This is a genomic window from Streptomyces sp. NPDC028722 (genome assembly GCF_040637655.1).
In the GTDB taxonomy this organism is placed as follows: Bacteria; Actinomycetota; Actinomycetes; order Streptomycetales; family Streptomycetaceae; genus Streptomyces.
In genome coordinates, this window is record NZ_JBEZWU010000006.1 from 72,687 (window position 1) to 89,267 (window position 16,581).

A 16,581-nucleotide genomic window follows, 5' to 3' on the forward strand; every position below is an offset into this window, starting at 1 on the left:
CGCCCGTCGGCGCCCCCCGGGGAAACGATCCCGCAGGCCCCGGCGAGCAGTCCGGTGAGCTCCTGCGGGCCCGCGGACGGCGCGGTGTCACTGCCACTCAGCCCCCGCCCCCGTTCCCGTACTAGCCCGTTCGCCTGATTTGTTCCATCTTTTCAAGCGTTGCACTCGGCCACCATGGCTGCGCCCGGAACGTCTTGACCGGTAGGCTTTCCGTGTGATCTTCAAGCGCATCGGAAACGGCCGGCCGTACCCCGACCACGGCCGGGAAAGCACCCGGCAGTGGGCGGACGTCGCGCCGCGCCCGGTCCGCCTCGATCAGCTCGTCACCACCAAGCAGCAGCTCGATCTGGAGACCCTGCTGGCGGAGGACTCGACGTTCTACGGCGACCTCTTCGCGCACGTCGTGAAGTGGCAGGGCGACCTGTATCTGGAGGACGGCCTGCACCGCGCGGTCCGCGCCGCCCTCCAGCAGCGCCAGGTGCTGCACGCTCGCGTGCTCGAACTGGGCTGACCCCGGGCGACACGGCCGTTGGCCCTTTCGGGTTTCCCGGACGGCATCAGCTGATCATCTGATAGGCATCGCCGCCCGGGCGCACTACGCTGCGTTCATGAGCATGCTGACTCCGCCCGGCATGGGCGGCCGGTACCGCATCACGGGGGACACATACCCGCGGATGCGCCCGCCCCGGCGGCGCGTCAGGCTCGTGGCCGTCGTAGTCGCGTCAGCCGCCGTGCTCGGCCTGACCGGCTGGGGCACCTTGCAGCTCATCGACGTCTTCTCCGGCGACGGGAACCCGGCGGCCGGTTCCGCGGCGGACTGCCGGCTGAAGGCCGCGGCGGCCCCGGCGGCCCGGGTCGAGGCACTGCCCGCGCCCGGCCGGATCAGGGTGAACGTCTACAACGCCACCCAGCGCACGGGACTCGCCAAGGACACGGCGGACCAGCTGCGCAAGCGGGGCTTCCGGATCGGTGCCGTGGGCAACGCGCCCAAGCAGTTCGACAGGAAGGTCAAGGGCACGGGGCTGCTCCTCGGCCCCGCCGCCGCGCGGGACACCTCGCTGCGGGTGCTCGGCACCCAGCTCGGCGGTGCCGACCTGCGCACCGACGCGGGACGCAAGGGGGCCGACCTCGATCTGGTCATCGGGGACGCCTTCAAGGGCCTGACCCGGCAGGCCTCCGCCGACCAGGCACTGACCAGACTGAGCGCACCCGCGTCCGCCGCCCCGGCCTCCCCCTCGGCCAGGACGAAGAAGGGCTGCGCGGCGCAGTAGTACCCGCCCCGCCCAGCCCTCGTGCCGCGCGCGTACCCCGCGCGGCGCCTACTCCGCCGCGCCGTACAGGCGGTCCCCCGCGTCACCCAGACCCGGGATGATGTAGCCGTGCTCGTTGAGGTGGTCGTCCACGGCCGCCGTGACGACCGTGACCGGTGTGTCGGCCAGTTCCCGCTCCATGACCTCGACGCCCTCGGGGGCGGCCAGCAGGACGACCGCCGTGACGTCGTCGGCGCCGCGCCTGATCAGCTCCCGGATCGCCGCGACCAGCGTGCCGCCCGTGGCCAGCATCGGGTCCAGCACGTACACCTGGCGGCCCGAGAGGTCCTCGGGCATGCGCGAGGCGTACGTGGAGGCCTCCAGCGTCTCCTCGTTGCGGATCATGCCCAGGAAGCCCACCTCGGCGGTCGGCAGCAGCCGGACCATGCCGTCCAGCATGCCCAGACCGGCACGCAGGATCGGCACCACCAGCGGGCGGGGACGGGCGAGCTTGACGCCGGTGGTCTGCGCGACCGGCGTCCGGATGCCGACCGTCTCGGTGCGTACGTCCCGCGTGGCCTCGTAGGCGAGCAGGGTGACCAGCTCGTCGGCGAGCCGCCGGAAGGTCGCGGAATCGGTGCGCTGGTCGCGCAGCGTGGTGAGCTTGTGGGCGACCAGCGGGTGGTCGACGACGTGGAGACGCATGCCCTAACGGTACCTGCGCCGCGCGCGCCCTCATGCTGGCGTCAAACCGGCCGTCCGGGGGAAGGTGGGAAGGACGGACAGGGGTGGTGTGACGTGTCTGACCTGCCTGACAAGCGTGCGGACGCCTTCGGGGCCACCGGCGGTGCGGCCGGCTCCCGGAACGGGTCCGCGGAGACCGATCCCGACGCGCCCGAGAGCGCGGCCGACCGCCGGCGCCGCCGCGCCCAGTTCCTGCGCGATCTCGCCGAGGCCCGGGAACTGCGTGCCCGGGTCCAGCCGCGGCGCGCCAAGGTCGCCCGATTGCGCCACGCGATGCGGATGCGGACGTTCCGCCGGTAGACGCGCCGGCCGGCCGGAGCCGCGCAGGCCGGAGCCGGTGCGGACGTCCGGAGACCGCAAGATCCGCGCCCGCGCCGGTGTCGGGGTGGCGGGCATGCGTGAGCGCGGGGAAAGCCGCGTACGATCCGCAGGTGGCGGCAATGAGCGCACTGGTGGACCGATCACTGATCGCGATCGAAACAGCCAGACACAGGGAGCCGAAGACGTCCCCTGGACGCCTTGTTTCTGCCACGATTCCGAGTGGGTGGGACTCGGAGCCCAGGCTCTCCCCTCCCACGTACCTCCGCCGGGGGGACCCCCAACCGGCACGCCTATGACCAGTGGGAGAGTCACGGTGTACTTCGCCGCACTGCTCGCGCGCACCGAAGACGGGTGGGAAGCGAGCGACACAGAGCTCGACGATGTGGAAACCCTGTCGGATCTGGCCGACCTGGCCCGGGAAGCCTCTCCCGACGAGGACACGGTGCTCGTCCTGATCGAGCAGGAGGACTCCTGGTTCGGGGTCGTCCGCGTGGACGGCGAGGAGGACCCTCGCATCTACGTCTCGGACGCCGCCGCCGCCCAGCGCAGCGCGTACGGCGAGCTGCTGCTCACCGACGAGCTGCTCGGCCGGGAGCCCGGCTCGGACGACGTCGTGGACCTGGACGCCCTGGACCTCGACGGCACGGAGGACGGCGAGTCCGACGACGACGCCGAGGAGGAGGAGAGCACCCCGGGCGCCGACTCGGTGCCGCACAGCCCGGTGGGCGACAGGGAGATCCTGGACGACCTGGGCATCGGCGAGAAGGAGCTGCGCGCGCTGGACGCCGACGACGCGCTGAACACGATCGCCGAGGCCCTGGGCGCCTCGGAGGTGCTGGAGACCGTCCGCTGACCGCGATCCAGGACCCGCGGGGCACACCGGACCCGGTCCGCGACCCGTGGCGGGCCGCGATGCGGCTCGCCCTGGACGAGGCCGGACTGGCCGCCCGGGGCGGGGACGTCCCCGTCGGCGCGGTCGTGCTGTCCCCGGACGGTACGACCGTACTGGCGGCCGGGCACAACGAGCGTGAGGCCACCGGTGATCCCACGGCCCACGCGGAGGTCCTCGCGATCCGGCGGGCCGCGGCCCGGCTCGGGGAGTGGCGGCTGGCCGGCTGCACGCTGGTCGTCACCCTGGAACCGTGCACGATGTGCGCCGGCGCGCTGGTCCAGTCCCGGGTGGACCGGGTGGTGTACGGCGCCCGGGACGAGAAGGCGGGGGCCGCCGGCTCCCTGTGGGACGTGGTGCGCGACCGGCGCCTCAATCACCGTCCGGAGGTCATCGAGGGCGTCCTCGCGGCGGAGTGCGCCCGGCTCCTCACCGGGTTCTTCCGGGACCGCTGAACACCGATTTCTGACCGGGCCGACGTGTGCTGTAAGGTCTCCCTCGGTAGCGTGTCCGAGCGGCCGAAGGAGCTCGCCTCGAAAGCGAGTGTGGCGCAAGTCACCGAGGGTTCAAATCCCTCCGCTACCGCTCAGGGAAAGGCCCCGCCGAACGGCGGGGCCTTTTCGTGTTCCGGGCACAAGCGCGCCGCACCGGCGGGCTGTTGGCGGGGGAAGGGGACGTGAAGGTTACACTCGCGGCCGGCAGCAGGGGGCCCTCGGGGCACTGGCACAGGGGAGGCCGCGATGGCGGTGAACGCCAAGAAGATCGCCGTGTACGTGCTCGCGGTCTTCGCGCTGTACGTGATCATCACGGACCCGGCCAAGGCGGCCGACTACGTGCAGATAGGCTTCGAGGGCATATCGGACGCGGCCGGAGCCATAGGCGACTTCATGACCTGGCTCGCCAACGGAGGAAAGGGCTGAGGTACCTTCCATGATCCGCCATCTGGTCCTCTTCAGGCTCAACGACGGCGTCGGGCGCGACGATCCGCGCGTGGTCGCGGGCGTCGAGGCCTTCCGGGCGCTCGGCGGGCAGATCGAGGAGCTGCGGTTCTGGGAGTGCGCCTGGAACATCAGCGACCGGCCGATCGCCTACGACTTCGCGATCAACTCGGCCGTCGAGGACACCGGCGCCCTCCAGCGCTACCTGGAGCATCCGGCCCATCAGGCGGGCGTCGCGCTGTGGCGCGAGTTCGCCACGTGGGTGATCGCCGACTACGAGTTCTGAGCCCTTCCCCGCAGAAGCCCCCCGCTGGAACAGCGGGGGGCTTTCCCGCGTCTTGCGCCCCAACTTGTCTATATTTGAGCACAACACGGTGTTATGCGATGCTTGCGCACAGTGCACATGTCTTGTGATGCTATGACCGCTTTTGACGGATGATTGACCGTGAAGAGGTGGCGTTGACCGTGTCGGCCAGTACTGCGCCGCCCCAGGAAGAGGCACCCGCTCCACCCCCGCCACCCCCCGAGAGGCGCCGGGGCGCGGACACCCGTGCCCTCACCCAGATGCTGTTCGCCGAGCTGAAGACGCTCACCCCGGGCACGCCGGAGCACAACCGCGTGCGGGGGGCGCTGATCGAGGCGAACCTCCCGCTCGTGCGCTACGCCGCCGCCCGCTTCCGCTCCCGCAACGAACCGATGGAGGACGTCATCCAGGTCGGCACGATCGGCCTGATCAATGCCATCGACCGCTTCGACCCCGACCGGGGCGTGCAGTTCCCGACCTTCGCCATGCCGACCGTGGTCGGCGAGATCAAGCGGTACTTCCGGGACAACGTCCGCACGGTCCACGTGCCCCGCCGGCTGCACGAGCTGTGGGTGCAGGTCAACAGCGCGACCGAGGACCTGACCACGCTCCACGGCCGCTCACCGACCACCGCCGAGATCGCCGACCGGCTGCGGATCAGCGAGGAGGAGGTGCTGAGCTGTATCGAGGCGGGACGCTCGTACCACGCCACCTCGCTGGAGGCCGCGCAGGAGGGCGACGGGATGCCCGGCCTGCTCGACCGGATCGGCTACGAGGACCCGGCGCTGGACGGCGTGGAACACCGCGACCTGGTCCGCCACCTCCTCGTCCAGCTCCCCGAGCGCGAACAGCGCATCCTCCTGCTCCGCTACTACAGCAATCTCACCCAGTCCCAGATCAGCGCGGAACTCGGCGTCTCCCAGATGCACGTCTCGCGGTTGCTCGCCCGAAGCTTCCAGCGGCTGCGTTCCGCGAATCGGATCGAGGCGTAGACCCACGGACCGCACGCCCGTCGAACCGTCGCACCACGGGCGGCGGGTGGTTGCACAGCAGGCGCACGGAAGCACGCCCCGGATGGCCCTGCATCGCATATCCGAGCGAGCCGTAACCGGCACGAGCGAATCTCTCACCAGGGCTGTTGCCGCCAGTTGTGGTCCGACACACCATCAGACCCCTTGTTTGCAGGGGGTATTCACCGCTGACATGTCGACATGTCGGTACAGCGCGTTGCCGACATGTGACATTCTGCGGGAAGCGCGTTTGCCGAGGCTTCGGCTCCGGTATTCAGGTGAAGGCTGCGTCGCTCGAGAAGGACGCCGCCGCGACCGTCCCGCGACCCAAAGGGGGTGGCATGTCCGCAGACCAGGGCAGCTCGAAGGTGCTGACGCCCACGCTGAGCGAGGCAGCGCCCAAGGAGCTCGACGCTCTCGACGTCCTCGACGGCTTCGAGGGTGTCACGGCCCTCGAAGCCGTGCCGTCCCCGGCCGCCGCTCCGGCCGCCGAAGCTGTCCCGGCCGCGCCGGCCACGGCGAACCTCGACACCCGCACCCTGTCCCGCTCCCTCTTCCTGCGCCTCGCCGCGCTGGACGAGCACAGCCCCGAGCGGGCCTACGTACGGGACACCCTCATCGAGCTGAACCTGCCGCTGGTGCGCTACGCGGCAGCGCGTTTCCGCTCGCGCAACGAGCCGATGGAGGACATCGTCCAGGTCGGCACGATCGGCCTGATCAAGGCGATCGACCGGTTCGACTGCGAACGGGGCGTGGAGTTCCCGACGTTCGCGATGCCGACCGTCGTCGGTGAGATCAAGCGCTTCTTCCGCGACACCTCGTGGTCGGTGCGCGTCCCGCGCCGCCTCCAGGAGCTGCGCCTGGCCCTCACCAAGGCCAGCGACGAGCTGTCGCAGAAGCTGGACCGCTCGCCCACGGTGACGGAGCTGGCCGCCGTGCTCGGCGTCTCCGAGGAGGACGTCGTCGACGGCCTCGCGGTCGGCAACGCCTACACCGCGTCCTCCCTCGACTCACCGGCCCCCGAGGACGACGGCGGCGAGGGCTCCCTGGCCGACCGGCTCGGCTACGAGGACACCGCACTGGAGGGCGTCGAGTACCGCGAGTCCCTCAAGCCGCTGCTGGCCAAACTCCCGCCCCGGGAGCGGCGGATCATCATGCTGCGCTTCTTCGCCAACATGACCCAGTCACAGATCGGCGAGGAGGTCGGCATCTCCCAGATGCACGTCTCCCGGCTGCTGACCCGGACGCTGGCCCAGTTGCGGGAGGGCCTGATCTCGGACTGACCCGGCCACCGCCCGCCGGGCTCCGCCGTCCTGACAGCCGTCGGCGACGGGAGCCGGGACCGGGCGGGGTCACAGGACGACGACGCGTACGACGGATACGCGTGGCCGCCGAAGCGCCGTCATGGCCGCGTCGGCGGCCGTCGTGCGTCCGGGACCGGCCCGCGCCCTTCGCCCACCCGGCCGCGGCGCCGGTTCCTGCGGTGGGGCGAGGACGCTCTTGCGGCGGTGCACCGCGCACCCGGGCGAGGACGTTCCTACTTGAGCGCCAGCCAGGCGACTCCCGCCACCACGACGAGCGCCACGACGATGCCGATGATCAGGCCGATCCGGGGGCCCGAGGGGGCCGCCTGCTGCTGTCGGCCCTGGGGAGCCTCGTCGACGAACGCGCGGAACATCTGGGTGTTGCCGGCGGGGTCGTAATTGCCCTGGGGGCCCTGGGTGTTAGCCATGGCCCGAGACCTTAGCGAAGTCACACCCCGCGGCCCAAGCGGGGGCCTGCCGCGAGGGCTCGGGGAGGGGAAGGGTACTTTCCCCGGACTCACCTGCGTATTTACGCCAGCAATACTTGCCTTTGCCAACTTTTTGCGCCGTCAACTACCTACTTGTTTGCCTTCAGCAACCAAGCACCCTTATGGTTGCTTCAAGCAACGAATACGGGAGGTGTGATGGCCGGGCAGGCGCAGTTCGAAGAGCTGGCGCGTCAGCTCAGTGCCGTCGGAGCCGTGAAGCGGGACATGGGGCGGATCCTGCCGCCCGACTGCCCGGCCGGCTCGGCCGCCGTGCTGACTCTGCTCGGCCGCCACGGCGACATGCGCATGAGCAAGCTCGCGGAGCTGCTCGCCGTGGACATGTCGGTCACCAGCCGGCATGTCGCGCACGTGGCCGCACGCGGCTGGATCGAACGGCACCCGGACCCCGCGGACAAGCGCTCGCGCATCCTGCGCCTGACGCCCGAGGGTCTGGAGCAGCTGGACGAGCTGTCCCGGCGGACCACGCATCTGCTGGCCGAGCGGCTGGCCGACTGGACCGACGAGGAGGTCGCGCAGCTGATCGGGCTGATGACGCGGCTGCGTGCGTCCTTCGGTGACTGCCGGTCCGTTCCGCGGCAACCCGCACCCGTACTCGAAGAGACCACCCGTACACCCGCAAGCACGTAAGAAAAGGAAGCACATGGCAACGACCACACCAGCCGGTGTGCGGGCTCACGCCAAGCACGGGGGAGGCTCCCACGGCGACGCCCCGATGACGCACCGGCAGATCATGGAGGCGCTCTCCGGGCTGCTGCTCGGCATGTTCGTGGCGATACTGTCGTCGACGATCGTCTCCAACGCCCTGCCGCACATCATCGGGGACCTCGGTGGCGGCCAGTCCGCCTACACCTGGGTGGTCACCTCCGCCCTGCTGTCGATGACCGCGGCCACTCCCCTGTGGGGCAAGCTCGCCGACCTGTACAGCAAGAAGGCTCTCGTCCAGATAGCCCTCATCATCTACGTCGTCGCCTCGATGGCGGCCGGACTGTCCCAGAACCCGGGCATGCTGATCACCTTCCGGGTGTTCCAGGGCATCGGCGTCGGCGGTCTGTCCGCCCTGGCGCAGATCGTCATGGCCGCGATGATCTCCCCGCGTGAGCGTGGCCGCTACTCCGGCTACCTCGGCGCCACCTTCGCCGTCGCCACCGTCGGCGGCCCGCTGCTCGGCGGCGTCATCACGGACACCTCCTGGCTGGGCTGGCGCTGGTGCTTCTACGTCGGTGTCCCCTTCGCAGTCATCGCGCTGATCGTGTTGCAGAAGACCCTGCACCTGCCCGTGGTCAAGCGGGACGTCAAGGTCGACTGGGGCGGCGCGACCCTCATCGCCGCCGCGGTCTCCCTGCTGCTGATCTGGGTCACCTTCGCCGGTGACAAGTACGACTGGGTCTCCTGGCAGACCTACGCGATGGTCGGCGGTTCGATCGTCCTCGGCGCGCTCTTCGTGCTCGTCGAGTCCAAGGCGAGCGAGCCGATCATCCCGCTGCGTCTGTTCAAGAACCGCACGATCACCCTGGCGTCGCTCGCCTCACTGTTCGTCGGTATCGCGATGTTCTCCGGCACCGTGTTCTTCAGCCAGTACTTCCAGCTGGCCCGGGACAAGTCCCCGACCATGTCGGGCGTCATGACCATTCCGATGATCGGCGGTCTGTTCGTCTCCTCGACCGTCTCCGGCCAGTTCATCACCCGTACCGGCCGCTGGAAGGCGTGGCTGGTCAGCGGTGGCGTCCTGGTGACGGCCGGCCTGCTGCTGCTCGGCGGCATCCGGTACGACACCGACTACTGGAAGATGGCCATCTACATGGCCCTGCTGGGTCTCGGCATCGGCATGATGATGCAGAACCTGGTGCTCGCCACGCAGAACCAGGTGGCCCCCTCCGACCTCGGCTCGGCCAGCTCCACGGTGACCTTCTTCCGCTCCCTCGGTGGTGCGGTCGGCGTCTCCGCGCTGGGTGCCGTGATGGCGAACAAGATCACCGACTACGTCAAGGACGGCGTCTCCGACCTCAGCCCCAAGTACCAGGCCGCTCTGGCCGGGGGCTCCGGCTCGACCGACACCATCCCGGACATGAACAAGCTGCCGGCCCCCATCCGGACCCTGATGGAGAGCGCCTACGGCCACGGCATAGCCGACGTCTTCCTGATCGCCGGCTGCCTCGCCGCCGTCGCCTTCCTGATCACGCTGTTCATCAAGGAGGTCCCGCTGAAGACCAGGGGAGCGCTCGCCCAGGGCGCCGAGTCCGAGGCCCCGGTGACCGACCCGGTCGCCGCTCCCGCCGTCGCCGAGGCCCAGGCCCCGGCCGCCGAGCAGGTCCCGGCCGCGGTCTCCGCCGCGCCGATGTCCGACGGCACGGCGTCCGACGGCACGGCCACGGCGACCGCCACCCGGCAGCTGACGGCCGTCGCCTCGGCCGCCGAGTCCGGCACCGCCGGCGGCACCCCGGTCCACGGCTACGTCCGCGGCGCCGAGAGCGCCCCGGTACCGCGGGCCGCCGTCACGCTGATCTCGCTGGCGGGCCGCCAGCTGGGCCGCTCGGTCGCCCAGGCCGACGGTTCCTACACCCTGGCCGCCCCGGGCACCGGCTCGTACGTCCTGATCGCCTCCGCCGACGGCTACCAGCCGCAGGCCTCCACCGTCGTGGTGGGCGAGGACGCACTGTCGTACGACATCCTGCTCAGCGGCACCAGCGGGCTGACCGGTGTGGTCCGGGCCGCCGGGAGCGCGCTGCCGGTCAAGGACGCGATGGTGATCGTCACCGACGTGCGCGGAGACCTGCTGGCCACCGCCGCCAGCGGTGAGAAGGGCGACTTCGCCCTCACCGACCTGGTGCCCGGCACCGTGACCGTCGCGGTGAACGCCGGCGGGTTCCGGCCGCGCGCCCTGCCGGTCGAGGTCGGCGCCACCGGCGTCACCCGGATCGAGGTCGACCTGGACGCCGGCGCCCAGCTCCAGGGTGTCGTCCGGGCCCCGCACGGTCCGCTGGCCGACGCCCGGGTCACCCTGGTCGACCAGGCGGGCAACGTGGTCGGCACCGCCACCACCGGCACCGACGGCGCGTACGCCTTCACCGACCTGGACAGCGGCGAGTACACCGTCATCGCGACGGGCTACCCGCCGGTGGCCACCGCGCTGACCGTGGCCGGCCCCGGAGTGGACGGCCACGACATCGAACTCGCCCACCCCGGCGAGTAGTCCACACCCCGGCCCGTGGCGGCGCGCGCCCCGAACGCAGGGCGCGCCCGCCACGGGCCGGTCTCATACGACCAATTTTTGAGCTTTTCCAGGGAGATAACGGGATGGGACTGACCGCGAAGATCCGTACGCGGGACGGGTGGGCCGTGTCGCACGCGGTCGTCACGGTGACCGACATGACCGGCACGCAGGTGCTGCGGGCCGAGGCGGACGCCGAGGGGGCCGTACGGGACACCACCGAGCTGGCACCGGGGGCGTACACGGTGATCGTGACCGCCGTCGGATACGCGCCCGCCGCCTCCAGCGCGATCGTCACCGCGAGCGGCCGGGCCGAGGTCGGCACGGTCACGCTGACCCGGCAGGGCGGCACCGAACTGCCGCCGCCCGGCCCCTGGACCATCGACCCGGTGCATTCCTCCGTCGCCGCGGTCGCCCAGCACCTGGGCATCTCCAGCGTGCACGGCCGGTTCACCGAGTTCGGCGGCACGATCGAGATCGCGCCCGACGACGTCGCCAAGTCCCGCGTGGAGGCGGTCATCCGGGCGGCCTCCGTCGACACCGGCAACGGCATGCGGGACACCCACCTGCGCTCCGGCGACTTCCTCGACGTCGAACGGCACCCGGAGATCACCTACCGGTCGACGGGCCTGACGCTGGCCGCCCAGGACCGCTGGACCGTGCACGGCGAGCTGTCCCTGCACGGTGTCGTACGCCCCGTCGACCTCGACCTGGCCTACCTGGGCACCGGCGCCGACCCGTGGGGCGGCACCCGGGCCGCGTTCCGGGCCACCGCGGAACTGCACCGCGAGGACTTCGCCATGAACTACAACCAGGTCCTCCAGGCCGGCATCGCCGCCATCGGCACCACCCTCAGGGTGGAACTGGACATCCAGGCCGTACAGGGAGACTCCCTGCCCGCCGCCTGACATCCCGGGGGCCGGCCCCGCCGTGTGACGACCCGAGGCCCCGACCGGCCGAACCTGTCCCCGGCAGGGACAGGCCGGCCGGGGCCTCCTCGGCCTAGGCTGCCCGCATGGCACCGAACATCGCGTCCAACACCCGGGTATCGGCAGCCGAGCTGCTGGACTTCGTCCGCCCTCGCCACCGCGCCCTCCTCATCACCCGCCGCGCCGACGGCAGCCCGCAGGCGTCCCCGCTGACCTGCGGTGTCGACGACTCCGGCCGGATCGTGATGTCGACCTACCCCGAGCGCGCCAAGACCCGCAACGCCCGGCGGGACAGCCGCGTCAGCCTGGTCGTCCTCAGCGACGACTGGAACGGCCCCTGGGTCCAGATCGACGGCACCGCCGAGGTCGTCGACCTCCCTGACTCCGTGGAACCCCTGGTCGAGTACTACCGCAACATCGCCGGTGAACACCCCGACTGGGACGAGTACCGGCAGGCGATGGTCAAGCAGGGCAAGTCCGTCATCCGGGTGACACCCGAACGGTGGGGGCCCGTGGCCACCGGCGGCTTCCCGGCACGGCTGGCCGCCGCGGAGTAGTCAGCCGCGGGCGACCATCGCCTCGATGCCGGCGACGAGCAGATCCAGGGCGAAGGTGAAGTCGCGCTCCATCATCTCGGCCACCGTGTCGCCGCCGCGGGCCGCCATGAGGTCCTCGGACTCCCGCATGACCTCGGCGGTCCCCGGCGCCTCGGCCACGACGGCCATGGCCTGCTGGAAGTACTCGTCCGGACTCAGCCCCGTGTCCGCGCTGCGGGCGAGGAAGTGACCCTCGATGGTGCCGTGGCCGTACACGAACCGGAAGACGGCCGCGATCGCCCCGGTCACCCCGTGCACGGGCAGCCCCGCCCGCCGGACGACCCGCTGGACCACGCGGGAGAAGGACACCGACCGGGGTCCGATGTTGAGGAAGCGCCCGGTCAGCGGGGACACCCAGGGATGGCGGAGCAGCAGCGTCCGGTACGCGGTGGCCAGCTCCCGCAACTGCTCCCGCCAGTCCTCGTCGGTGTTCTCCGGGTCAGGCAGCCGCAGTTCGGCGTAGGTCGCGTCCAGGGCGAGTTCCAGCAGGTCGTCCTTGGTATCGACGTACCAGTACAGGGACATCGCGGTGACGTTCAGCTCGGCGGCCAGCCGCCGCATGGAGAACCTGGCGAGGCCCTCCGCGTCCAGCAGCCGCACCGACGCCTCGGTGATCCGCTCCCGGTCGAGCCCCGAGGGCTGCCCGCTGCGCCCGCCGCGGCGGGCCCTGTCCGACAGCCACACGCTGTGCCGCGCCGACCGACCTGCTGCCTTCGTCACCGGCGCACCTTCCTCCAGCTCGGATGCCGCTCATGCTAGGGCCGCGCCGGCCGCAGGGGCGCGGCACCGAGCCGGAACGCGGCGCCGGCCCGGGAACGCGGCCGGGCCCTCCGGCCTCACCTCTACCCCTGCCCCGGCTGCCCCGTCCCCAGCCCGGCCGACAGCGACTTACCGAAGACTGTGACGTCAGCCGCCGGTCTTCCGTGTGAGGTCGTAGAACGTGGCCGAGCCGACGGTCACCTTCTTGAAGGTGCTCTGGACCCACGAGCTGATCCGCGAGGCACTGCCGCTGTCGCCGCCCATGCCGCCGCCGGCGATGAAGTAATGGATCCTGCCCTCCTCGACGTATGTCTTGAACCGGGCGAGCGTCGGGGACGGGTCGGTGCCGTTGAAGCCGCCGATCGCCATCACCGGGTCACCGGTGGCGAGCTGGTAGCCGGCCGCGTTCTGGGAGCCGATGGAGGCGGCCACCCAGGTGTACGCCGAGGCGTTCTTCTCCAGCAGCTTCCTGGCCTCGGCCGACACGCTCGTGCCGTTGAGGAGACCGCCCGGGCCGCCCTCACCCGTCCGGCCGCCACCGGGGAACCCGTTGCCGTTCTGCCGGCCCGGCTGACCCGGCTGACCCGGGGAGCCGCCGTTGCCGTTCTGCTGGTTGCGGCCCGGCACGCCCCCGCCGAAGCCGCCGGCCCCCGGGAACCCGTTGCCCTGCTGGTTCCGCTGCCCCTGTCCGCCGGGTGCCCCGCCGCCGAAGCCGCCCGGCATGCCGTCACCGCCGGGACCGCCGCCCCGGCCGCCCATCATGCTCGCGCCCGCCGGGCCCGCCGTGACGATGGAACCGCTGTGCCCCTGCCCGAGCGTGCTCAGCGTGTACGCGGTCGGTCCGGCCAGCGCGGCCACGAGAGCCACCGCAGCCGCCCCGAGCACCGCTCGCCGCGGGAGGCGGCCCGCGAAGACCAGGCCGAGCGCCGCGGTGAGCCCGCCGACCAGGACCAGCCACTTCAGCCAGGGCAGATAACCGGAGGTCCGGTTCAGCAGGACGTACCCCCAGGCCGCCGCCGCGACCACGGACGCGGCGAGCGCGATCGCCGCCCACAGCTCCCGCCGCTTCTCCCACAGCAGCCCGGCGCCCATGCCGACGACCGCGGCGAGGTAGGGGGCGAGGGCCACCGTGTAGTACTGGTGGAAGATGCCCGCCATGTAGCTGAACACCACCGCGGTCATCAGCAGCGAACCGCCCCAGACCAGGAACGAGGCCCGGGTGACGGACGTCCGCCCGAGCCTGCGGGTGGCCACCAGACCGGCGGCGAGCAGGATCAGCGCGGCGGGCAGCAGCCAGGAGATCTGGCCGCCGACCTCGGAGCCGAACATCCGGTCCCAGCCGGTCTCGCCCCACATGCCGGTGCCACCACCACCACCGCCGCCACCGCCCACGCTGCCGGTCTCCTCGCCGTCGAGGCGGCCGAGACCGTTGTAGCCGAAGGTCAGCTCCAGGAAGCTGTTGTGCTGCGAACCGCCGATGTACGGCCGGGAGGAGGCAGGCCACAGCTCGACGACGGCCACCCACCAGCCGCCGGACACGACCAGCGCGAGCGTCGCCGCGGCCAGCTGCCCGAACCGCCGCCGCAGCCGCACCGGCGCGCACACCGCGTACACGGCCGCCAGCGCCGGCAGGATCAGGAACGCCTGGAGCGTCTTGGTGAGGAATGCGAGACCGATCGCGACACCGGCCCACACCAGCCACTTCGTACGGCCGTCCTCCACCGCCCGGACGACGAGGCAGCAGGCCACCGACATCAGCAGGGCCAGCAGGGCGTCCGGGTTGTCGAACCGGAACATGAGCGCCGCGACGGGGGTCAGCGCGAGCACCGCGCCCGCGATCAGACCGGCCGCGGGGCTGAACCGGCGGCGTACGGACGCGTGGACGACGGCGACGGCCGCCACGCCCATCAGCACCTCGGGAGCCAGGATCGCCCAGGAGTGCAGGCCGAAGATCCGGACCGACAGTTCCATCGGCCACAGCGCGGCCGGCGGCTTGTCGACGGTGATGGCGTTGCCCGCGTCCAGCGAACCGAAGAAGAACGCCTTCCACGAGGTGCTGCCCGCCTGGACGGCCGCCGAGTAGAAGGAGTTGGCGTACCCGGAAGCGCTGAGGTTGTACAGGTAGAGCACAAGGGTGGTGGCCAGCAGGCCCAGGAGGGCCGGGCGGGCCCAGCGCGGGTCCTCGGGCCGGCCGCGCCACAGTCCGCGGACGAACGGCTGCCGCGGCTCACCGGCCCCGGCCCGTGGAAGTGCGGCCGGGGACGGTTCCCCCTCCCCCGGGGCGCCCCACGGTGCGGTCGGCGGGTCGTCATGGGTGGTCATCGGGCATCCCCCGGGTCGTTGTGGTGAGGGCGCACCGGCTCGTGGCCCTGTCGGCTGTGCACCTGCTGCTCGTACGGCTGACGCCCGTACGGCTGTTGTTCGTACGGCTGTTGTTCGTACGGCTGTTGTTCGTACGGCTGTTGTTCGTACGGCTGCGGGGTCGGCACCCGGTGCTGGGGCAGGAGTGCGGACGGCGCCGGCGTGCCGTGGGCCGGCGAGGTCACGGTGTGGGCCGGGCCGCCGCCGTACCCGTCGCGGTCCGGGAAGACCCAGGCGCGGAAGAGCAGGAACCGCAGGACGGTCGCCGCTAGGTTGGCGGCGATGAGCACCCCCAGCTCGGTGGAGTGGGCCGGGCTGCCGGTCGCCGCGCTCAGGGCGGCCAGGGAGCCGCTGGTCAGGGCGAGACCGATACCGAAGACGACCAGGCCCTGCGCCTGGTGGCGTACGGCGCCGCCCCGGCCGCGCACCCCGAAGGTGAGCCGGCGGTTGGCGGCGGTGTTGGCCACGGCGGAGACCAGCAGGGCGAGCGCGTTGGCGGTCTGCGAGCCGGAGAACTGCCGGAAGACGCTGTAGAGCGCCAGGTAGAACAGGGTCGACAGGCCGCCGACCACGCAGAACCCGACGAGCTGACGGGCCAGCCCCTTGGGCACGTCGGGCAGTTCGCGGTCGCGCGGGTCGTCACCGAAGGGCCGGGCCAGCCGGTCCAGCGGCAGCGAACCGGTGGCCAGGGCCCTGCCGACCCGCCACACGCCCCTGAGGTCGTCGGTGGCCGTCCTCACGATGTGCACGGTGGAGTCCGGGTCGTCGACCCAGTCGACCGGCACCTCGTGGATCCGGAGGCCGGCCCGCTCGGCGAGCACGAGCATCTCCGTGTCGAAGAACCAGCCGGTGTCCTCCACCAGCGGCAGCAGCACCTGCGCCACTTCGCGCCGGATGGCCTTGAAACCGCACTGCGCGTCCGAGAAGCGGGCCTGGAGCGATCCGCGCAGGATCAGGTTGTAGGCCCGGCTGATGAACTCCCGCTTGGGGCCGCGCACGACCCGGGAGTCACGGGCGAGCCGGGAGCCGATCGCGAGGTCGGAGTGGCCCGAGATCAGCGGCGCCACCAGCGGCAGCAGGGCGTTGAGGTCGGTGGACAGGTCGACGTCCATGTAGGCGAGCACCGGCGCCCGGGACGCGGACCACACGGTCCGCAGCGCCCGCCCCCGTCCCTTCTGCTCCAGGCGGAAGGTGCCCACCTCGGGGATCTGTGCCGCCAGCCGCGCCGCGATCAGCGGGGTGCGGTCCGTGGACGCGTTGTCCGCGATCGTGATGCGGAACGCGTAGGGGAAGGTGCGCGTGAGGTGCTCGTGCAGTCTGCGGACGCACGGCTGGAGGTCCTTCTCCTCGTTGTGGACGGGGATCACTACGTCCAGGACAGGCGTTCCGGCGTCTGTGGCCGGGAGGTGCTCCCGCGCCGGCAGGGTGCCGGGAGAAGAGTCGGTTCGCATGGACCGAC

Annotated in this window: 18 protein-coding genes and 1 tRNA gene; 14 read left to right on the plus strand and 5 right to left on the minus strand. The window is 71.6% G+C overall.

The window, feature by feature from the left end; genetic code table 11:
- The first annotated feature begins 214 nt into the window (after positions 1 to 214).
- Both AB0F03_RS11815 and AB0F03_RS11820 read left to right on the plus strand, forming a co-directional pair.
- Complete coding sequence (locus AB0F03_RS11815; RefSeq protein WP_003986294.1) at positions 215 to 511, plus strand: type II toxin-antitoxin system VapB family antitoxin; 297 nt, start codon at positions 215 to 217, stop codon at positions 509 to 511.
- 97 nt (positions 512 to 608) lie between these two features.
- The gene (locus AB0F03_RS11820) at positions 609 to 1,271 is read left to right on the plus strand and encodes a LytR C-terminal domain-containing protein (protein ID WP_361989293.1); all 663 of its coding nucleotides are present in this window, start codon (positions 609 to 611) and stop codon (positions 1,269 to 1,271) included.
- A gap of 48 nt (positions 1,272 to 1,319) precedes the next feature.
- Here AB0F03_RS11820 and upp read toward each other — a convergent pair whose 3' ends face one another.
- Positions 1,320 to 1,955 (minus strand): uracil phosphoribosyltransferase, encoded by a 636-nt coding sequence (gene upp, locus AB0F03_RS11825; RefSeq protein ID WP_356819271.1) that lies wholly within the window; start codon positions 1,953 to 1,955, stop codon positions 1,320 to 1,322.
- Between the two features lie 93 nt (positions 1,956 to 2,048).
- Between upp and AB0F03_RS11830 the strand changes: the two genes are divergently transcribed.
- The 8 genes from AB0F03_RS11830 (at position 2,049) to AB0F03_RS11865 (ending at position 6,739) form a co-directional block, all read left to right on the plus strand.
- Complete coding sequence (locus AB0F03_RS11830) at positions 2,049 to 2,294, plus strand: hypothetical protein (RefSeq protein WP_361989296.1); 246 nt, start codon at positions 2,049 to 2,051, stop codon at positions 2,292 to 2,294.
- A 334-nt stretch (positions 2,295 to 2,628) separates the two neighbouring features.
- Positions 2,629 to 3,168: a hypothetical protein gene (locus AB0F03_RS11835; protein WP_361989978.1), complete on the plus strand. Its 540-nt coding sequence runs from the start codon at positions 2,629 to 2,631 to the stop codon at positions 3,166 to 3,168.
- Positions 3,169 to 3,227: 59 nt separating this feature from the next.
- Positions 3,228 to 3,659, plus strand: coding sequence for a tRNA adenosine(34) deaminase TadA (tadA, locus tag AB0F03_RS11840; protein ID WP_361989299.1), 432 nt, complete (start codon positions 3,228 to 3,230; stop codon positions 3,657 to 3,659).
- A gap of 45 nt (positions 3,660 to 3,704) precedes the next feature.
- Positions 3,705 to 3,789 (plus strand) — tRNA-Ser (locus tag AB0F03_RS11845).
- A gap of 155 nt (positions 3,790 to 3,944) precedes the next feature.
- The gene (locus AB0F03_RS11850) at positions 3,945 to 4,124 is read left to right on the plus strand and encodes a hypothetical protein (protein ID WP_361989302.1); all 180 of its coding nucleotides are present in this window, start codon (positions 3,945 to 3,947) and stop codon (positions 4,122 to 4,124) included.
- A 10-nt stretch (positions 4,125 to 4,134) separates the two neighbouring features.
- The gene (locus AB0F03_RS11855) at positions 4,135 to 4,428 is read left to right on the plus strand and encodes a Dabb family protein (protein WP_361989305.1); all 294 of its coding nucleotides are present in this window, start codon (positions 4,135 to 4,137) and stop codon (positions 4,426 to 4,428) included.
- Between the two features lie 149 nt (positions 4,429 to 4,577).
- The gene (locus AB0F03_RS11860) at positions 4,578 to 5,438 is read left to right on the plus strand and encodes an RNA polymerase sigma factor SigF (RefSeq protein ID WP_361989308.1); all 861 of its coding nucleotides are present in this window, start codon (positions 4,578 to 4,580) and stop codon (positions 5,436 to 5,438) included.
- A gap of 359 nt (positions 5,439 to 5,797) precedes the next feature.
- Positions 5,798 to 6,739, plus strand: a complete 942-nt coding sequence (locus tag AB0F03_RS11865; RefSeq protein ID WP_361989311.1) for an RNA polymerase sigma factor SigF — start codon at positions 5,798 to 5,800, stop codon at positions 6,737 to 6,739.
- 254 nt (positions 6,740 to 6,993) lie between these two features.
- Here the strand turns inward: AB0F03_RS11865 and AB0F03_RS11870 are convergent, their stop codons facing one another.
- Positions 6,994 to 7,188 carry a hypothetical protein gene (locus AB0F03_RS11870; protein ID WP_356819260.1) on the minus strand — a complete coding sequence of 65 codons (195 nt, stop codon included), beginning with the start codon at positions 7,186 to 7,188 and terminating at the stop codon, positions 6,994 to 6,996.
- 216 nt (positions 7,189 to 7,404) lie between these two features.
- On the opposite strand from AB0F03_RS11870, the gene AB0F03_RS11875 reads away from it, so the two are divergent.
- From AB0F03_RS11875 to AB0F03_RS11890, 4 genes are all read left to right on the plus strand, one after another.
- Complete coding sequence (locus AB0F03_RS11875; protein WP_361989314.1) at positions 7,405 to 7,896, plus strand: MarR family transcriptional regulator; 492 nt, start codon at positions 7,405 to 7,407, stop codon at positions 7,894 to 7,896.
- Between the two features lie 13 nt (positions 7,897 to 7,909).
- A complete protein-coding gene (locus AB0F03_RS11880; RefSeq protein WP_361989317.1) occupies positions 7,910 to 10,459 on the plus strand; it encodes an MFS transporter in 2,550 nt (849 codons plus the stop codon).
- Between the two features lie 104 nt (positions 10,460 to 10,563).
- Positions 10,564 to 11,385, plus strand: coding sequence for a YceI family protein (locus AB0F03_RS11885; protein ID WP_356947265.1), 822 nt, complete (start codon positions 10,564 to 10,566; stop codon positions 11,383 to 11,385).
- Positions 11,386 to 11,492: 107 nt separating this feature from the next.
- Positions 11,493 to 11,963: a PPOX class F420-dependent oxidoreductase gene (locus tag AB0F03_RS11890; RefSeq protein ID WP_361989320.1), complete on the plus strand. Its 471-nt coding sequence runs from the start codon at positions 11,493 to 11,495 to the stop codon at positions 11,961 to 11,963.
- Here the strand turns inward: AB0F03_RS11890 and AB0F03_RS11895 are convergent, their stop codons facing one another.
- The 3 genes from AB0F03_RS11895 to AB0F03_RS11905 all read right to left on the minus strand — a co-directional run bounded on the left by AB0F03_RS11895 (position 11,964) and on the right by AB0F03_RS11905 (position 16,573).
- The gene (locus AB0F03_RS11895) at positions 11,964 to 12,722 is read right to left on the minus strand and encodes a TetR/AcrR family transcriptional regulator (protein ID WP_361989322.1); all 759 of its coding nucleotides are present in this window, start codon (positions 12,720 to 12,722) and stop codon (positions 11,964 to 11,966) included.
- Between the two features lie 186 nt (positions 12,723 to 12,908).
- Positions 12,909 to 15,083, minus strand: a complete 2,175-nt coding sequence (locus tag AB0F03_RS11900; protein WP_361989325.1) for a glycosyltransferase family 39 protein — start codon at positions 15,081 to 15,083, stop codon at positions 12,909 to 12,911.
- A complete protein-coding gene (locus AB0F03_RS11905) occupies positions 15,080 to 16,573 on the minus strand; it encodes a glycosyltransferase (protein ID WP_361989328.1) in 1,494 nt (497 codons plus the stop codon). Before AB0F03_RS11905 ends, AB0F03_RS11900 begins: the two co-directional genes overlap by 4 nt.
- Positions 16,574 to 16,581: the final 8 nt, after the last annotated feature.